This is a genomic window from Streptomyces sp. NPDC037271 (assembly GCF_055603605.1).
Map to the genome: position 1 here is coordinate 1 of NZ_JBVJVN010000027.1, position 16,517 is coordinate 16,517.

A 16,517-nucleotide genomic window follows, 5' to 3' on the forward strand; every position below is an offset into this window, starting at 1 on the left:
GCTGGAACAACTCCCACAACTCATCCGGCACCAGCCGCTCAACGATCCCCACCATGACTCACAGAATACCGAGTCGCCCAAATGAGATGGCGTCTAAGGCGGGCCCAGGGGTGGGGATCGTGTTGCCTCTGTAGCGGTAGCGGGTGACCGTCACCGCCTGGAGGCCAAACAGTTCGATCCCGTCTGCCGAGAGCTTTTGCCACCGCCCGTCGCGGTCGGTGAAGCGCCGGCGGACGTCCCTCCCCTTCCAACGGTGCAGCGCCATCCACCAGCTGATCACCCGGTGCCATGTGAAGCTGGCCAGGGAGCTCAGGGTGCGGTATGAGAGTGCGTAGGCGCTTCGTCGCCACCTGAACGTGTGACGGTGCCGTCGACGCGGAAGCCGCCGCGACAGTCCCCGACCATGCTCAGCACCACATGTTGTAGCTGTATGTGCCCTGGCGGGCGAACGCTGCCTGCGTCAGCGGGCCCGCAACGCCGTCGATCGGGTCACTGTAGCCCTGGGTGACCTTGAGCCAGCGCTGAAGAGCCTTGATGGTCAACGGCCCCGGAACGCCGTCTTCGACGAGGTTCTCGTTCCGAGCGTCGTTCAGGAACCTCTGCATCGCCTCCCAGCTGGCCGGGCCGAGATATCCGTCCTCGACGAGACCCGAGCGCCACGGAATTATGTTGAGGAAGCACTGGATGCCCTTGGCCTGGGTCCTGGTGAGTCCGAGGTTGTTGTACGCGGCCACCGCTGCGGGCGAGGCTGCAACCGCAGACCTCGGGGCGGGTGACATAGCCGCCGTGGCCGTGCCCGCAGTGGCCAGGCCGCCGGCCGCGATCCCGACCGCAGCGGTGACACTGACGAGTGCCTTCGTGAGAGTTCGCATGCGTTCCCCTCCGTTGACGTGCGATGAACGAAACCGGCCCCACCAGCCGGCTCCGCAACGAGACTGCGGCTCCGGCGCGATGTCCGGCCACCGTTGACCCACAACTGGCCTCATCCCGGGACGTCCCAGACGCTGACCTGCTGAAACGTTGCCCGCCGAGTCACTACGGCGGGACGACCGCGCGCGGGCGATGGCCGATCCCGCAGCCGCAGGAGGGCGGGACCCCCCGTTCGCCATAACGGTTGATGCAGAATGAGGCCGGGCATTGGGGGCCGGGCAGAACCTGCAGCCTGCGCGAAATGACGCGCATGTGACTCCCCTTTCTCTGGCCTCGCTCATGGACCTCAGGGTCGTCGTGGGCATCGGACTTTGTCATCCGTGCAGGGAACTGCGTCAGTGGTGTGCCGCCTCAAAGTGACGCCGCATCAGGCGAGGGCCCTGTGTGTGTCCGCCGAAGCCATTGCGCAGCGAGATCGCCGTCCGGGGACGTCCCCTCGCTCATCGTCGCACCGGGTGGCACGCCGTGGGTGCGGTGAACCTGGGGCCAGGGCGGCCTGGTTCCCATGACGGAAAGCACCGAGGCTGATGGTGCGGAAGCCGCCCGGGGTCATCAACCACCCGTCCGGCCCGTAGCGGCGCACTCGGCGCAACGCTCACACCGACCGACCTGAGCTCACCTGAGGAGCAGGCGATGAACACCACTGACACAGACATCGCGGGCTGGAACTCCAAGGCCCTCGACGAGATCCTCTCGAATGAGGCAGGACGCCCCGTCCTGTTCACCAACGCCCGCATCCTGACCATGGACCCGCTGATCGGGACCATGACCGGAGCCGACATCCTGTTCGTCGGCTCGCTGATCGTGGCGGTCGGCCCGTCTCTGTTCACCGCGGCGGAGGACGACAATGCCATCGTCGTAGACTCCACGGGACTGACCATCGTCCCCGCCGTGGTGGACGCCGTCGCGCTGGCCGGCGGCCGTGGTCAGCGCTCGGAGCATGTCGCGACACTGACTCCGGGCAACACCAGCGACCTGCTGGTGGTGCCCGACGAGCTCGCCGCCGATGTGCAGAGCGCCTTGGCCACCCTGACGTCCCGACCGGACCAGGTTCACGCACTGATCGCGGCCGGCCGGCCCGTGCTGTGGGCCGGCAAGGACGCCCCCGGCCGGGCCACCGCGCCCGCCATGGGCATCCCGGCCTCACCGGACCTGACCGGCAGCCCGCGGGTCGGCGTCTGGATCTGCCAGGACGACTTCCTTCACCAGGAGCTCACCGCCGACGGCCGCTACGACGAGACACGGGGTGGACGGCCGCACGCCTACCAGGGGCGGTACTGGATCGACGGCGACCGCATCGACTACCTGGATGACCTCGGCTTCTGGGCCGTGGGCTACTTCCGCGGAGACGAACTGCACCACGTCGGCTACATCATGCGCCAGGGCTGAAGGGTGCGGCCTGCGTAGTCGTTACTCGACGGATCTGTCCGGAAGGCGTGAGGGCCCACCGACTCCGTCGGCGGACCCTCACGAAAGATCGAGGCTAGTTCGCACGACCTAGGCGAGGTTCCTTCTGGTGGTCGACGTGTCAGGGGGTTCGGGCCGGAAGGATCGAGGCATGGAGCGAACCGATGCCGTCATCGTCCTGGTCTCCGGTTCCATCACGCTGGTCACGGCTGAAGCATCCGTTCCTTTCCTTGACTCCTTGACTCGTTGACAACGACCTCAGATCGGCAGAAAGCATGTCCCATCACCGTTCGTCCCGGGCCGTCATAAGCCTGGCCGCGTTCGCTGTACTCGCGGTAGCCACCAGCACCGCCTGCGATCCCGGGGCCGATGCCGCCGTGGACGGGGCCACCGGGGTCCCCGCAGTCCCCGCTGCTCTCAGTGAGCAGAAGCTGGACTGGGCCGCATGTTCCGCTCCGTCCAAGGCCCAGGGCGGCGGCGACGAACCTGAGGCGTTGCCGGACGGCACAAAATGGGAGTGTGCCGGCATGAAGGCGCCTCTGGACTACGCGAAACCTGACGGTAGAACGATTGACATCGCCCTCATCCGGGCGAAGGCCGCGAAGAAATCCGGCAAGGAGAGCCTCGGATCCCTGGTTCTCAACTTCGGTGGCCCCGGAGGTTCCGGGGTATCCACGCTTCCTGCCTTCGCGGCCGATGAGTACCTGGAGCTCCACAAGCGCTACGACCTGGTCAGCTTCGACCCGCGGGGAGTCGGGGGGAGTGCTGGTGTGAAGTGCCTGGACGACAAGGTTATGGACGCCTGGCTGGCCCAGGACTCGACGCCGGACGACGCGGTGGAGGAAAAGGCACTCACCGTCGGCGGCAGCGTCTACGCCCGGGCGTGCAAGAGTAACTCGGGCGGAGTGCTGGAGTACGTCGGCACTCAGGAGGCCGCACGCGATCTCGACCTCATGCGCCAGGTCCTCGGCGACGACAAGCTGAACTACTTCGGTGTCTCCTACGGAACACAGCTCGGTGGTGTCTACGCCCACTTGTTCCCGAAGAATGTCGGACGGACCGTCTTCGACGCTGTGGTCGACCCCACCGAGGACTATGCGAAGAGTCTCCTGAGCCAGACGGAGGGGTTCGACAGCGCGCTGCAGAATTTCCTCAAGGACTGCGTGAAGCAGGAAGAGTGCTTCTTCGAGGGGAAGAACCCCGCTCAGGGGGAGAAGGAGGTCACCGAGCTGCTCAAGGGTCTGGACGCCGAACCGCTGCCCCTGACGGAGGGCGACCGCTCCCTGACGCAGAGTCAGGCAACGATGGGCATCATCGCCTCTCTCTACAGCCAGGACATGTGGTCGTGGCTCAGCACTGCCCTGGAGGAGGCCAAGGCGGGAGAAGGCGACGGGTTGCTGTGGCTCGCCGACTCGTACTTCGAGCGCACTCCCGACGGCGCGTACTCCAACGCCAATTTCGCCAATACTGCGGTGAGCTGCGCTGACAGCAAGGACCGCTTCACCGTCGAGGACGTGCGCCGGAAACTTCCCGAGTTCCGCAAGGCCTCCCCGGTGTTCGGCGACGCGACTGCCTGGATGTTGCTCGGATGCACCGACTGGCCCGTGGCGGGCCACGCCTCCACCGTTGACGTGAAGGCCGACGGCGCGGACCCCATTCTCGTCATCGGCAACACCGGTGACCCGGCCACCCCCTACGAGGGTGCCAAGAAGATGGCGGACGCTCTCGGTGAGGGAGTCGGTGTCCACGTCACCGTCGAAGGCGAGGGACACGGCACCTACGGGGTCAACAAGTGCCTGACCAAGACGGTGGACGAGTACCTGCTCGGCGGGACGGTCCCGAAGAACGACACCGTCTGCTCGTGAAGCCAGGAGGCTCCCGCCTCCCCCGCGAGAAGTTCGGAGCCGGCCTCGGCCAGGAGGCCGGCTCCGGACGCGTGTATCTGCGGGAAGCCATGGTGTTCCTCGGCGATGCCGCCACCCCGTCCGGGGCACGTCCGTCCTGATGCCGGGGGGACCTCGCTCAGTTACATGCTCCTGCCGGAGGCGTGGGGACGTGGGCACGCTCTTGAGGCGCGCGCAGCGGCGCTCGGGGGTCTGTCAGTACGAGTTTGGCGTCCAGTGGGACGGCCCTTTGGGAGATGTTGCTGGACTCCTGCAGGCCAGGGCTGCCAGCGGTGTGTGAGGTCTCGTTGTCGGTGCAGCCGTCCATCTTCGCCTCATGACACAGATAGATCTTGCCGCGTTCCATCGTGAATGGACTCGCTTCGAATCGTGGCTCACGACGCACTCGCCCTCCGACCAAGCAGCGTTGCAGAGGCCGGCGGGACGCGAGCGGCAGGCCGAGCTGGCATCACGGCTGGGCTTCGCCCTGCACCCGGAGCTGAAGGCACTCTTGGACCTGCACGATGGAGTCGCTGAATCCGTAGCCGTCCCAAGCCCTCGCGTGGGTCGGCCTGCTGGGGCGGCCGTGCAACATCACGTGCGCAGTCGGGAACGGCGAGACGTCGAGGGCTTGCGGTGACGCCCTCAGCGATCAGCAGGCTGGTCCGGGGCGACGAGGCGGCGTACGGCATCGGTGATCGTTGCGCGCTGACGTGCGGGTGGGACCAGGGCGTTGACGTCCTCCGTGTGGTGCTGCCACATGTTCGCGAGCGCCAGGACGAGCGCCAGGATCTCCGCGGCCGGCTTGTCCCGCCGGACGCTGCCGCGTTGCTGGGCGGCCTCGATGGAGGCGATCTTGTCTTGCGTCGAGCGGGCCACGATGTCGGGCGCCGGCCGTTCGGTGCTTTCCAGTGCGTACCACGTGAGAAGCGCATGCCCTGGGGGTTCCGCTGCCCGGCGTCGTGCAGGCGGCCGGCGTATTCGGCCAGGTCGTCGGCGTCGACGGGGACCGCGTTCACGGTCTGCTCGGCGATCGCTTCGTAGACGGCTCGAACAGGCCCTCCTTGCCGGCGGCGAAGGAGTACACCAGGCCAGGGCTGATGCCGGCCCGCATCGTGCGTGAGCGTCACCAGGGGGGGTTGGGGGCAGTCATGAGGGGGATGCGTCGCCTGCGCCGGCCGCGGTGGCGCTCTGGACGCAGTCGCGGAGCAGGGCGCGGCGCTGGTCATGCACGTCATCGGGTTCTTGTCTGCTGGCCGCGTACACGTTGCTGACCGGTGACCAGGCCATGGACATGGCGATGACCATGGCCATGATGTCGAACGGGTCACCTGCGCGGACCCGCCCGGCGGCCTGGGCCTCGGCGATGGCCGTGAGCTTGCGGTCGTCGTAGTGCTGGTGGGTCTCGACGAGGTGCCCGGCAGGCCGGCGCTCCAGTCGTGTCCAGGTCGCCAGCCGGATGAGGTCGGGGCGGCGCAGGTATTCGTCGTAGAGGCGGACGGCCCACCCCGCGAGATCGTCGGCGTCGATGGGCACGACGTTGGTGATGCGCTCCAGCGAGCTGAGGAAGATCGCGTCGAAGAGTCGCTCTTTGTCGCCGAAGTAGGCGTAGAGCTGTGCCTTGTTGGTGCGCGCTGCCGTCACGATGCGTTCGATGCGCGCCCCGGCGATGCCGTGCTGGGCGAACTCTTCGGTGGCGGCGTCCAGGATGCGCTGGTAGGTCGCGGCGCCTCGCGAGGTCTGGGGCTGTTCCGGCATGCCCGCAGCCTACCAAACAGAACAGTTGGTTTGCCTTGAGGTGCGGCCGCATCTAGTCTTCGGCAGACCGAACAGTCTGTTTAAGGAGTGAGTATGCGAACGACCACCGGATGGCAGGCGGCCGGCCCGACGGCGCTGCGGCGCACGTCGCTGGAGCGCCGCGACCTGCGCCCGGATGACATCGCGGTGCAGGTCGACTACTGCGGCGTGTGCCACAGCGACCTGCACGCCCTGCACGCCTACGGCCAGCACACGAAAGCGCCCCTGGTGCCCGGTCACGAATTCACCGGCGTGGTGGCCGGGGTCGGACGGGAGGTGACCACCTTCTCGGTCGGCGACCGCGTCGCGGTGGGCAACATCGTCGACTCCTGTGGCGTGTGCGCCATGTGCGAAGCCGGACAGGAGAACTTCTGCCACTCCTTCCCGACCCTGACCTACGGCGGCACCGACCGGCAGGACGGGTCGACCACCCTGGGCGGCTACTCCCGCGAGTACGTCGTGCGCGACACCTTCGCCTACCCGCTCCCCTCCGGCCTCGACCCGGCCGCAGCCGCCCCGCTGATGTGCGCCGGCGTCACCGTCTGGGAACCCCTGCGCTCCCTCGGCGTGGGCCCCGGCAGTCGCGTCGCCGTGGCCGGGCTCGGCGGCCTGGGCCACCTCGCGGTCAAGATGGCCGTGGCACTCGGCGCCACCACGACCGTCATCAGCCGCACCCACGGCAAGCGCGACGACGCCCGCGAGCTCGGCGCTCACGACCTCATCGCCTCCACCGACAGCCGGCGGATGGCCACGGCACGCGACACCTTCGACGTCGTCATCGACACCATCTCCGCCCCTCACGACCTCGCCCCGTATCTGAAGCTGGTGGCGATGGACGGCACCCTCAGCCTCCTCGGACACCTGGGCCCCGTCACCGTCGAGGCCACGGACCTGCTCATCGGCCGCAAGAAGCTCAGTTCCGCAGGCAGCGGAGGCCGCCTGGCGACAGCCGAGATGCTCCAGTTCTGCGCCGACAACAGCGTCGCCGCCGACATCGAAGTACTCCCGTCGTCACAGGTGGACGCGGCACTCGACCGTCTCCGGCGAAACGACGTCCGCTACCGCCTCGTGCTCGACATGTCCGACCTGGACTGAAAGGACAGTCGGCCGGGCCATGGCGTGCGGGCCGGCCAACGGCACGCGCGTGGCCCGGCACTCCGCCCTCTCGCAAACGGTCCTTTGTCCGAGCAGGATCGAATAAGGTCGGGCGAAGACCGCTGCCACTCACACCCGAACACCAGCAGGTCGGCCTGTCTCGAAGGGCGGACCGTTGTCATGAATGCGGGCCGGCCGGTCACACCGAGCCGGAGACGTCGAACGTCGCGCTGTGTGAACGGACAGTCACGACGACGGTCGATGGTGGTGGGTTCCCGGGGTTGTCGAACCTGTAGAACCCGTGGGCGTTGACGCTGACCAGTCGTGACGTGGCCAACCGACCGGGACCCGGCCCACTCACCCTGCTCAGGCTCTGATCACCGGCAGTCACTTCAACCTGCAGATCCGAACCTTGGAGGTCGCCCTCTTCGGACACGGCGACGGACACGTGCACGTCCACGTGCTCATCCACTGCTTCGTCAATGGTGGGGAGCACCCAGAACTTACCTGCCTGCTGGGGAGGATAATCGGGAATCGGGCTCATGTGGGCACCTCGCAAGTCACCGTCCAGTCGTTCTGACGAACAACTCTGCCGCCGTTGCAAGTGTCGATCAGGACGCCACGGAAATCCACGTCGATACGAAGGAATGTCCCCGGTGCATCTGCCACTGTAGGAGTGTCGCGACCTTTGTATGAGCGTCCGGTGCGCCTGGGAAGAGGCTCGTACAAATCGTTCAGATCAATAGTCGACGCGGGGATGTTGCGGTGTCCATAGTGCTTGTCCACGCCTGCGAGAGTGAGCGACGCAGGTACCCCGTCCTCCAGGAAGTTGTCGCTTGTCGAGCCGAGCGGCGGCCGGGGCTGAAGAACAACGGGCGGGTTCCCGGACGCCAGTATGTGATTGACGCGGTGGCCGTTTTTCATCAGGTCGCCGCGGACGAACTGTCGGTATTCTCCGCACGTGGGTAGTGTGGGGTGGGACTGACGCATGGTGGCGAGCATGTTGAAGGTGCGCCCGGCCTTCACTTGCGGGGATGTCGCTGTGTGGCAAGCGGTGAAATTAGCGGGCACAGCGAAGGAAACGACGTCAGCCTGAGGCCATTCAAGAATCTCGTTGAAATTCCCCGTGAAACCTACTCCCGCGAGCAGGGGCCAGCCGTCGCTGATGTCACGAGGGTAGTTTTCCAGGTCGACCGTGTCGTGGATCATGTCATAGCGAATATACTTGCTCCCCTTGAAGAAGTAGGAGATGCCATCTCCCCAGTTGATGGCCGCGTCCACCCCTGTGGTGAACGACGGAGGGAACGCAGCCCAGCCGTCGCTGATGTCACGAGGGTAGTTTTCCAGGTCGACCGTGTCGTGGATCATGTCGTAGCGAATATACTTGCTCCCCTTGAAGAAGTAGGAGATGCCATCTCCCCAGTTGATGGCCGCGTCCACCCCTGTGGTGAACGACGGAGGGAACGCGGCCCAACCGTCGCTGACGTCGCGAGGATAGATCGAAGCGTCGACCGTGTCGTTGGTGGCGTCCCAGCGCACGTACTTGTCGCGCTTGAAGAAGTACACGAAAGCGTCGGGCCACAGTACGGCGGAGCCGATGCCATTCCGGAAGGAGTTGGGCATGGCGGTCCACGCATCGCCGATGTCACGTGGATAGATTCCGCTGTTGACGCTCTCGACTCCTGAGACTGGATCGACGTCGTAGCGCACGTATTTGCTGCCACGGAAGAAGAACGAAGTCCTCGTAAGCATAGTCGTCACCACCGTTTGGCGTTGAACCCCGGCCCACCGGCCGCCGCAGTATTCGAAACCAACAGACTTCGACCCGCCTGTTGCTGACCTTGCGGCATTGCTCAGTGGCGGCGAAGCGGCAGGCAGGGACGGGGTGATCGCGCCGGCCCCCACGGGGAATCGCTGAGCCAGGTACCTGCCTGCGACGTTCTCCCACACGCGTCACCCGAGCGTTCTCCGTGGCGTTCGAAATGCGTTGTCTTGGTGCCGCGAACTCGTTCCTGGCCCCCCGTCAACGGCCCATTGACGACGGCCCGACCTGCGCAGACTGTGACTGAGGGAGCGCAAGACACACCCCTCCGCGCAAATCACTGAGACTGGTTCTCCGAACCGGATTCGGCCGCCCCGGCCTCGGTACTGGTGGGCTCGCGTATTCAACTGTCGCCAGTTCCCTGCGGAGCCCAGTCCCGCGGTACCGTGAGAAATCTTCGTCCAGCGAGTGCTCGGCTGCTGAAGAAACCAATCACCCTGCGTCGATGCTCCCGTAGATGCTCATGGGGTTGGCGCGTTCGGCTCGCCCGATACGGGCCGGGATCAGGCCGGCATCGCGATGGGGTGTGAAGGCGTGATCGCACGCCTCGTCCCAGCCGTAGTCCGCCTGGGAGTACGGCTGAGTATGGCGGAAAGTGGATTGTGACAACGTAGAGACCCTTGAACAAGGACCCCGTTGAGCGCGAAACTCCGCCCCCCGTGAGCCACTGGGCTTGGGTGGGGGTGAACGTCAGGTCAGACCGGGGGCCGGGACGTGAGGATGGTCCGGGGTGCGCTGCACACGGCAGCGGCCTTCCCTGCAGACATCAACTCACCTCCCCCTTCTGGTCTCGCAGTTGACCCGAGTGTCCCTCTCCGCCACCGTTGGCGCGTCCGTTCCCCGGCGTTGGGCAACGCCGGGGACCGAGGGCGTCGCTGCACGGGGGGCTCAGGTCCGGCGGCGGGCGGCAGGGTCGCGCGTAGAGGCGCACGATGATCCGGCGAGCGGTGCTCAAGACCTGCGGGTCAGCCCGAGCGCGCCGGTGCGCGATCACCGGTGCCCACCTGGTCCCGCTGGTCCGCTCGGGTACGAGATCCGAGAACGGCCAGCTCGTGGAACGAAAGGAGCTCGTGGCCCGATGACCACCCCGGAACCGCTCACCGATGACGAACTCAACGAGCTCGACGAACTCGTACAGGCAGCGACCCCAGGCCCCTGGTTCGTCCGCAACCTCGACGACGAGTACGCCATGAACCTCGTCGCTGTGGGCACCACGCCCGACACCGGCCTCGGTGAGCGCCGGCCGGCCTTCGACCATCGCGAGATCGTGGCCGCGACCCTGGTCCAGCACCCCCGCTACGTCGACACCGCCGACGCCCGCTGGGACGAGAACGCACAGTTCATCGCCACTGCCCGCGAAGCCGTGCCTCGCCTCGTCGCCGAGATCAGGCGCCTGCGCGCCCGGTCGGCAGCCGCGCTCCCGGGCCAGGACCGAGAAGGCTGAGGCTGAACTGATCCACGCCTATTGCCCATAGCCCGGCGAACACCGGCCCCGGGCTCCGTGCCGAATCGACAGGCACCCCACGGAACCCGGGGCAGGTCAGCGCCTCACCCTGTCGGCTCGGGCGACGCCGTTGACCAGACGCTCCTCCAGCAGTGTGTGCAGGAGTTCGGTCATCTGCTGTGACGGCGTGACTCTCAGTTCCCGCTGCAGGAAGGTGCGGTAGTCGTGGTACCGCTTGATGGCGCTGGCGATATTGCCCTCGGCGATGTGGACTTCCATGGCTATTCGGTGGGGGGTCTCCCGGAAGGGATCGACGGCGATCGCTGCGAGTGCGGCCTGCAGGGCATCGAGGTATTGGTGATCGGTCCGCAGTTGCTGGGCCAGGCTCTCGAGGGCGTACAGGCGCAGTTGGTCCCACCATTGCCGGTCCAGGCTCAGCCAGTCCTCGGTCCATCCCGGCAGCAGTTCCCGGCTCAGATTGCCCACCAGGCGGTTCCAGTCCTCCGACCGGGGGACCGGCCCCGCGATGATCCGACGTGCCGACTCCCGCATCTCATGAAGATCGACTCGGATCGACGGGGAGAGCATCAGACGCTGGTCGATGCTGTCGATCACCGTGTGCGTCCCCGCTCTGCGGCTCTGGCACAGGGCGGAGCGGAGGTTCGCCGCTGCCCTGACAGGTGTGCATGTCGGCCACAACTGCTCGGCGGCCGAGGTCCGGTCCACCCAGTCGTTCTGCAGTGCCAGGAAAGCCAGGAGGCGCCGCGCGCCCATGGGGACGTGCATCCGGTGGCCTGCGTGGGTGAACTCGAAGGGCCTCAGAATCTGCAGACCCGAATCAGGGAGCGACACATTCACCACTCTTCAATCGGTACCTGTCATGTGCACCTGGTGTGCACCCGTACTGCGTCGGTCTACAAATCGTCTGAACTGCATAAACACACCGGGGAGACCTGCTCGACGGGCGGGGACGTCGGTCGGGCGGCGAGCCGGACGCGGCAAGGATCACGTGGATTCAAGAAGGCAGCGGATGCCGCCGACGCGCGCCGGAAGGCGGTCAGCAAACGAACTGGCCCGAGGGCTTCGTCCCGCAGGGCGTGTTGCCCGGCGATCTCCCGGCACGCTTACGCACGCTTACCACTGTGCAACGAGCACCTGTCGTGCGCACCTGCTGTGTGTCCGCCTACCGACCTTCTGGCCTGCAAAGACACAGCAGGAACGACTCGGTGACGCCGACGAGATGCATGGGGGGCGCCGACCTGTCCCAAAGAGGCGCGACCGGCCGCCTGTGGGCGCTCGGCGGCCGCAAGCCCCCGAGGCAGGCGCTGCCGTACAGACGCCTCTCAGGGATATCCGGTTCCGTTCCCGCTCGGTCCTGAGCAGCGTGCCGCACGGCCGCGGCACGCCTCGGCAACGGCTTGGGAGCGCCGCAGGCATCCGTCGGCGGCGGCCGGTCAACGGTGGGGTGCAACGGTCGAACCGACAGCCGCCACAGGTCGTACCGAACTGGACGGAGAAGTGGCTAGATGGAAGTTCGTTCAGTCCTCAATGGCGTCGCTTCCAGCGACGAGCTTCTCGGTGACGCGAGGGTCTGCGTCGCGGTACTGGACGGCCCGGTGGACCTGTCCCACCCCTGCTTCGCGGGCGCGGACCTGACGCGGTTGAACACTCTGGTGCAGGAGGGTGCCGGTCCGGGGCTGATGTCCCTGCACGGTACCCACGTCACCAGCCTGTTGTTCGGCCGGCGGAACAGTGAGGTGACCGGCATGGTTCCGCGGTGCCGGGGACTGATCCTTCCCGTCTTCCGGGACGAGGAAGGCCGGGTCTCTCAGCTGGACCTGGCCCGGGCCATCGAACAGGCCGTCCAGCACGGTGCGCACATCATCAACATCAGTGGGGGCCAGCGCACGTCGGACGGGCAGCCCGAGGTCATACTCGAAAGGGCCCTGCGGCTTTGTGCGGACAACGGAGTGCTGGTGGTCGCAGCCGCGGGAAATGACGGCTGCGACTGTCACCAGGCGCCGGCGGCAACGCCGTCCGTACTCGCCGTCGGGGCTTCGGGAGCCGACGGCTGTCCTCTGGGAATCAACAATTGGGGCACGGCGTACCGCAGCAACGGCGTGGTTGCCCCGGGACAGGACATCAACGGGGCCGCCCCCGGTGGTGGAAGCAGGACCCTGACCGGCAGCAGTTTCGCAACCCCGGCGGTAAGCGGGGTCGCCGCCCTGCTGGTGGCCGCTCAGCTGAGGCAGGGACGCCCCATTGATCCCCCGGCGGCAGGCAGGGCCATCATCACCACGGCGGAAGTGCCGGAGTGTGCCCCCGAGGAAGCACCGCAATGCCGCCGCTATCTCGCCGGCCGTCTGGACGCACCCCGGGCCTACGCCCTTATCGCCGGGGGCGGCACGGCCGCCCCGGACACCGCGTCGAACAGCGAACCAGAAGGCGCCGTAGCTCAGGCCCAGGCACCGGTCGTGGCCGCTGGACACCTGGACGGCGGCGATGACAACGAGCACGCGCAAGGACGTGAGGGAGCTTACGCAATGGAAACCAACCGCCTGAACTCCGGCTCGCCACAGCAGACAGACCCGGTGTGCCAGGGGGCCTGCGCCTGCGCCGCAGCCAGTGCACCGCATGGCACGGCGCCCGGCAGCGGTGAGGCCCTACCGCCCTCTGCGGTCCCCGCCTGCAGTTGCGGCAGCGCGGGAGAAAACGACGGCAGCACACCCCAGAACCAGCAGCAACCGGTGCCGGCACCGACCGCCGCCGGTGGTGAAGCCGTGCCGCCCGCCGCGGTCCCCGCCTGCAGTTGCGGCAGCGCAGGAAGAAACGCCGACAGCACACCCCAGAACCAGCAGACTGCCTCCATACCCGCCGTGGGCGGCCACGGACCGGCCGTCACCGCAGGGTCCGCCGTGCCTGACACGCAACCGGTCGGAGGCAATCCCGTGCTTGCCGAGCCCGGGGTCCGGGCCGCATACGGACAAGAGGCGCCGGGTAACGGCCCAGCCTCCCTGGTCTACGCAATCGGCCAGATCAACTACGACTTCGGTACCGAGGCACGCCGCGACAGCTTCCGTCAGAACATGGGCTTCACCATCGAGAAGAAGTCGGACTCCCACGGACGGCCCATCTACCGAGAGGCCAATCCGTACGACCGGTACCAGATGCGCGAGTATCTCTCCCGCGCACCCTGGGCTTCCACCAAGCTCTACTGGATCCTGGAAATAAACCGAACCCCGATCTACGCGCTCGTCGCGGAGCCGTCCTTCGGAATGGACTGGGGCGGGCTCTTCGAGCACCCCAAGACACGCCAGCCCATCCCACCCGATCCGAAAAAATCCCTCGAAGAGAACTACTACCCGCCGGTCTCCCGTGTCTACAAGCTTTTCCGCGATGCGGTATGGGGACACGTCGCCGACCAGCCCCTCGAAGGACCGGAAAGCACCAAGCAGTCGCTTGGCCCACGCGACGCACAGGAGCAGCAGGGCGGCGACACCAGGGAACAAAACGCGGACGCTGCGCCGAGAGAACTGCGTGATTATATCTCGCAGGTTTCCATCCCCGGAGTACTGACCGGGCGAACAGTCACGCTGTTCAGCGGGCAAAAGGTCCCGGAGGTGGAGGTCGACGCACGCGGAGTGTACATGTGGAACGAAACCGCGCTGGTCAGCCTCGTAAAGGAAGCAATCAAGCGCAACCACAAGGTTCTGATCCCGGACGAGCAGCTGGAGATGACCATAGCCTCGTTCATCGACAAGATCCACTACGCGTTCCAGAACCTGGGCCAGACCTCCGCCGACCGTGCACGCAACTACGTCGGCACCAACGCCTACGCCGTCGCCCAGGAGATGGCCAACGGCATGCTGTCCGCGCAGTACGTCCCCGGAGTTCCGAACAACCACCTCTACACACTGGACACCATCACGGTCAGGAAGAGTTCGTTCGAGCGTATCGGCTCGGATTGCCAGGACGTGATCGTCTCCTTCATGGACCCGGAGAACGAAAGGCGTGCGCGGGTCTCGTACCTGTTTCCCGTCGACGTCAACGAAAAGATCCCGATCACCCTCGGCCCGTCTCACCGATTCCTCGGCGAATTCTGACCGGCCCGGTGGAAACCCTCGCACGGATGAAATCTTCGCGAGAGAATGTGAGGTCGTTCATGACAGAGAAGAAAACACCGACGACAATGCCACTCCAGGCTCCTCCGGTGGCGCGCGCGGAGCGGGAGGCATCAGCCTCGAACGACGGTCAGCAGGGAGTCAGTGCCGCCGCGAAGTGCTCCGACCTCACCGGCATGGCTCGCCAGATATGCCTCGCTTCAAGAGGCATCCGCATCTGATCGACAAAAACAGCCGCGATGGGACGAGAAGCCGTCAAAAAAACTGTCCCCCTTCACGTCGCGGTGGCACCGAGGAAGGAGAAACGCGATGCGTGAATGGAACGAACCGGCCGAGCAGGAGAAGGACGACCGGACGCTTGCCTCGCTGGCGATGCCGCGACAGATTCCGCCGGTCGACCGCACCGTCAGCGCGGCTGCCAACGTCAAGGACGCCCCCGGTGTCGAAGCCGACGGCCTGCTCAAGATCCTGCTCGGAGCCCTCTGAGTTCGTCACCGTAGCCAGTGGCAAGACGGCCATGGCAACCGTTCGGCCGCCCCAAAGAGAATGACAGGGAGAACACCATGATTCAGTGGAACGAAGAGAACGAACGGGAGAAGAGCCCGCGGATGCCCACCCCCCTGGCAATGCCGCAGCAGGCCCCGCCAGTCGACCGCACCCGCAGCTCGTCCGCCCGCGCCGACGACGCTTCCGGCGTCGAAGCCAACTTCAACGTGGGCGACTTCCTGAAGAACATCCTCTTCTGACCCAGCCCCCGATTCCGCGCCGGCGCTGCCGGGCTCTCCCCGGCGGCGGTCGGCGCGGTACCCTGACAGGTACGAGCCTGCACCGACGTGCAGGAAGGTGATCGCCATGGCGTGCAACCTGCCGGTCCAAATAGTGATCGACCGCAAGAAGCAGCAGCTCGAGCCGTTCATGGTGCTGACGGCGTTCCAAGACCTTGACGGTACGCCGTCCGTGCTCAGGCACGAGATCGGCGGCGCTCACGGGCACCACCCGGACGATCCCAGCCCCTGGCTCTGGCAGCACTCCACAGGGCTCGACTGTGGACCGGTGCCCGGCATCGGCGGGGCAGGCTTCCCTGACGATTTCTGAATCAGCGAAACGCTGCCTCCACCCCGTTGTCACTACGCGCCAGGGCACGCGCTGCGGGCAGGCGTCGGTCTCCGACCGGACCGTAGGCACCGTGCGGTCCCCACAGCGACGCCCCGGCGTCGGGGCCGGCAGCTTCTTCGCGACGGTTCGGCACAGCCATCTGCTGATGCTCCCAAGTCCACGTGAGTACACATGTCATTTCTGTCCCCGCCGACGAGAACCGCGCGGACAAGGTAGTCGCGCCAGGAGAAGCTCTTGCGCCCGTCGGGCCGGCCGTCGGGCCGGCGCGGCTTCGGGCGGGTTCGCGCGGGTTCGCGCGGGTTCGCGCGGGTTCGCGCGGGTTCGCGCGGGTTCGGGCAAAGGAATTCCGGCGGATTCGATCCGGTGCTGATCCGGTGCTGAGCAGCACCTCAATGGCACAGACAGACGCCGGTGACGCTGCGCGCGGGCCACGGGCACATCACCGGAACGGTCCAGGAACACCCGCATGCAAGTGTCGTACCCAGAGAGCACGGTCCTGGTCGAGGTCGATACCCAGTCCCGGTGCCGCGGCGCCGACGACGGCGCCGGCGGCCACCCCGGCCGCGTGCGGGCGGACCCCGGCCACGCTTGTGTGACAGGTGAACGGAGTACGAGATGAGCGAACAGACACTGCAAGGCAGGCAGCCTACGACGTCAGTCATGCAGCTGCCGCAGCAGACTCCGCCGATCGACCGCACGGCCGCCATGCCCGGCTCGACCGAGAACGGCGCCCCGGGCGTCGAGGCAAACGTCCTCCCCCTCCTCCCCCTCCTCGGAGGTCTCGGCGGACTCCTCGGCGGCATCTTCGGGTGATGGGAGGCCGGGGGGGGGGGGGGGGGGGGGGGAGGGGGGGGGGGGGGGGGGGGGGGGGGGAGGGGGGGGGGGGGGAGGGGGAGGGGGAA

Annotated in this window: 16 protein-coding genes; 10 read left to right on the plus strand and 6 right to left on the minus strand. The window is 66.7% G+C overall.

The window, feature by feature from the left end; genetic code table 11:
- Positions 1-407 precede the first annotated feature (407 nt).
- Positions 408-872 (minus strand): peptidoglycan-binding domain-containing protein, encoded by a 465-nt coding sequence (locus ACZ7G3_RS30680; RefSeq protein WP_470929462.1) that lies wholly within the window; start codon positions 870-872, stop codon positions 408-410.
- A 691-nt stretch (positions 873-1,563) separates the two neighbouring features.
- On the opposite strand from ACZ7G3_RS30680, the gene ACZ7G3_RS30685 reads away from it, so the two are divergent.
- The 3 genes from ACZ7G3_RS30685 to ACZ7G3_RS30695 all read left to right on the plus strand — a co-directional run bounded on the left by ACZ7G3_RS30685 (position 1,564) and on the right by ACZ7G3_RS30695 (position 4,342).
- On the plus strand, positions 1,564-2,319 hold the full coding sequence (locus tag ACZ7G3_RS30685; protein ID WP_470929464.1) for an Atu4866 domain-containing protein: 756 nt from the start codon (positions 1,564-1,566) through the stop codon (positions 2,317-2,319).
- A gap of 293 nt (positions 2,320-2,612) precedes the next feature.
- Complete coding sequence (locus ACZ7G3_RS30690; RefSeq protein WP_470929466.1) at positions 2,613-4,202, plus strand: alpha/beta hydrolase; 1,590 nt, start codon at positions 2,613-2,615, stop codon at positions 4,200-4,202.
- Positions 4,199-4,342: a hypothetical protein gene (locus ACZ7G3_RS30695; RefSeq protein WP_470929468.1), complete on the plus strand. Its 144-nt coding sequence runs from the start codon at positions 4,199-4,201 to the stop codon at positions 4,340-4,342. Before ACZ7G3_RS30690 ends, ACZ7G3_RS30695 begins: the two co-directional genes overlap by 4 nt.
- A gap of 523 nt (positions 4,343-4,865) precedes the next feature.
- Here the strand turns inward: ACZ7G3_RS30695 and ACZ7G3_RS30700 are convergent.
- Together ACZ7G3_RS30700 and ACZ7G3_RS30705 are read right to left on the minus strand one after the other, a co-directional pair.
- Positions 4,866-5,369 (minus strand): hypothetical protein, encoded by a 504-nt coding sequence (locus tag ACZ7G3_RS30700; protein WP_470929644.1) that lies wholly within the window; start codon positions 5,367-5,369, stop codon positions 4,866-4,868.
- Positions 5,370-5,978, minus strand: a complete 609-nt coding sequence (locus ACZ7G3_RS30705) for a TetR/AcrR family transcriptional regulator (RefSeq protein WP_470929470.1) — start codon at positions 5,976-5,978, stop codon at positions 5,370-5,372.
- A 93-nt stretch (positions 5,979-6,071) separates the two neighbouring features.
- Here ACZ7G3_RS30705 and ACZ7G3_RS30710 point away from each other — a divergent pair, with 93 nt between their 5' ends.
- A complete protein-coding gene (locus tag ACZ7G3_RS30710) occupies positions 6,072-7,112 on the plus strand; it encodes an NAD(P)-dependent alcohol dehydrogenase (protein WP_470929472.1) in 1,041 nt (346 codons plus the stop codon).
- Positions 7,113-7,311: 199 nt separating this feature from the next.
- Here the strand turns inward: ACZ7G3_RS30710 and ACZ7G3_RS30715 are convergent, their stop codons facing one another.
- A complete protein-coding gene (locus tag ACZ7G3_RS30715; RefSeq protein WP_470929474.1) occupies positions 7,312-7,656 on the minus strand; it encodes a hypothetical protein in 345 nt (114 codons plus the stop codon).
- The gene (locus ACZ7G3_RS30720; RefSeq protein ID WP_470929476.1) at positions 7,653-8,864 is read right to left on the minus strand and encodes a hemopexin repeat-containing protein; all 1,212 of its coding nucleotides are present in this window, start codon (positions 8,862-8,864) and stop codon (positions 7,653-7,655) included. The genes ACZ7G3_RS30715 and ACZ7G3_RS30720 overlap by 4 nt, the downstream gene beginning before the upstream one ends.
- A 1,148-nt stretch (positions 8,865-10,012) precedes the next feature.
- Here ACZ7G3_RS30720 and ACZ7G3_RS30725 point away from each other — a divergent pair.
- Positions 10,013-10,378, plus strand: a complete 366-nt coding sequence (locus ACZ7G3_RS30725) for a hypothetical protein (protein WP_470929478.1) — start codon at positions 10,013-10,015, stop codon at positions 10,376-10,378.
- Positions 10,379-10,474: 96 nt separating this feature from the next.
- Here the strand turns inward: ACZ7G3_RS30725 and ACZ7G3_RS30730 are convergent, their stop codons facing one another.
- Positions 10,475-11,152, minus strand: coding sequence for an AfsR/SARP family transcriptional regulator (locus ACZ7G3_RS30730; protein ID WP_470929480.1), 678 nt, complete (start codon positions 11,150-11,152; stop codon positions 10,475-10,477).
- A gap of 752 nt (positions 11,153-11,904) precedes the next feature.
- On the opposite strand from ACZ7G3_RS30730, the gene ACZ7G3_RS30735 reads away from it, so the two are divergent.
- The 5 genes from ACZ7G3_RS30735 to ACZ7G3_RS30755 all read left to right on the plus strand — a co-directional run bounded on the left by ACZ7G3_RS30735 (position 11,905) and on the right by ACZ7G3_RS30755 (position 16,428).
- Positions 11,905-14,481: a cyanobactin maturation protease PatG family protein gene (locus tag ACZ7G3_RS30735; RefSeq protein WP_470929482.1), complete on the plus strand. Its 2,577-nt coding sequence runs from the start codon at positions 11,905-11,907 to the stop codon at positions 14,479-14,481.
- A 327-nt stretch (positions 14,482-14,808) separates the two neighbouring features.
- Positions 14,809-14,985, plus strand: a complete 177-nt coding sequence (locus tag ACZ7G3_RS30740) for a hypothetical protein (protein ID WP_470929484.1) — start codon at positions 14,809-14,811, stop codon at positions 14,983-14,985.
- A 77-nt stretch (positions 14,986-15,062) separates the two neighbouring features.
- On the plus strand, positions 15,063-15,245 hold the full coding sequence (locus ACZ7G3_RS30745) for a hypothetical protein (protein WP_470929486.1): 183 nt from the start codon (positions 15,063-15,065) through the stop codon (positions 15,243-15,245).
- Positions 15,246-15,351: 106 nt separating this feature from the next.
- Positions 15,352-15,594 carry a hypothetical protein gene (locus tag ACZ7G3_RS30750; RefSeq protein ID WP_470929488.1) on the plus strand — a complete coding sequence of 81 codons (243 nt, stop codon included), beginning with the start codon at positions 15,352-15,354 and terminating at the stop codon, positions 15,592-15,594.
- Between the two features lie 681 nt (positions 15,595-16,275).
- On the plus strand, positions 16,276-16,428 hold the full coding sequence (locus ACZ7G3_RS30755; RefSeq protein WP_470929490.1) for a hypothetical protein: 153 nt from the start codon (positions 16,276-16,278) through the stop codon (positions 16,426-16,428).
- The last annotated feature ends 89 nt before the right edge of the window (positions 16,429-16,517 follow it).

What these genes read in the sequence shown, in the direction of transcription:
- ACZ7G3_RS30730 (WP_470929480.1), bottom strand. Translation starts at nt 11,152, where the DNA reads ATGGGCGCGCGGCGCCTCCTGGCTTTCCTGGCACTGCAGAACGACTGG.
- ACZ7G3_RS30725 (WP_470929478.1), top strand. Translation starts at nt 10,013, where the DNA reads ATGACCACCCCGGAACCGCTCACCGATGACGAACTCAACGAGCTCGAC.
- ACZ7G3_RS30720 (WP_470929476.1), bottom strand. Translation starts at nt 8,864, where the DNA reads ATGCTTACGAGGACTTCGTTCTTCTTCCGTGGCAGCAAATACGTGCGC.
- ACZ7G3_RS30710 (WP_470929472.1), top strand. Translation starts at nt 6,072, where the DNA reads ATGCGAACGACCACCGGATGGCAGGCGGCCGGCCCGACGGCGCTGCGG.
- ACZ7G3_RS30740 (WP_470929484.1), top strand. Translation starts at nt 14,809, where the DNA reads ATGCGTGAATGGAACGAACCGGCCGAGCAGGAGAAGGACGACCGGACG.
- ACZ7G3_RS30715 (WP_470929474.1), bottom strand. Translation starts at nt 7,656, where the DNA reads ATGAGCCCGATTCCCGATTATCCTCCCCAGCAGGCAGGTAAGTTCTGG.
- ACZ7G3_RS30705 (WP_470929470.1), bottom strand. Translation starts at nt 5,978, where the DNA reads ATGCCGGAACAGCCCCAGACCTCGCGAGGCGCCGCGACCTACCAGCGC.
- ACZ7G3_RS30750 (WP_470929488.1), top strand. Translation starts at nt 15,352, where the DNA reads ATGGCGTGCAACCTGCCGGTCCAAATAGTGATCGACCGCAAGAAGCAG.
- ACZ7G3_RS30690 (WP_470929466.1), top strand. Translation starts at nt 2,613, where the DNA reads ATGTCCCATCACCGTTCGTCCCGGGCCGTCATAAGCCTGGCCGCGTTC.
- ACZ7G3_RS30685 (WP_470929464.1), top strand. Translation starts at nt 1,564, where the DNA reads ATGAACACCACTGACACAGACATCGCGGGCTGGAACTCCAAGGCCCTC.
- ACZ7G3_RS30680 (WP_470929462.1), bottom strand. Translation starts at nt 872, where the DNA reads ATGCGAACTCTCACGAAGGCACTCGTCAGTGTCACCGCTGCGGTCGGG.
- ACZ7G3_RS30745 (WP_470929486.1), top strand. Translation starts at nt 15,063, where the DNA reads ATGATTCAGTGGAACGAAGAGAACGAACGGGAGAAGAGCCCGCGGATG.
- ACZ7G3_RS30735 (WP_470929482.1), top strand. Translation starts at nt 11,905, where the DNA reads ATGGAAGTTCGTTCAGTCCTCAATGGCGTCGCTTCCAGCGACGAGCTT.
- ACZ7G3_RS30755 (WP_470929490.1), top strand. Translation starts at nt 16,276, where the DNA reads ATGCAGCTGCCGCAGCAGACTCCGCCGATCGACCGCACGGCCGCCATG.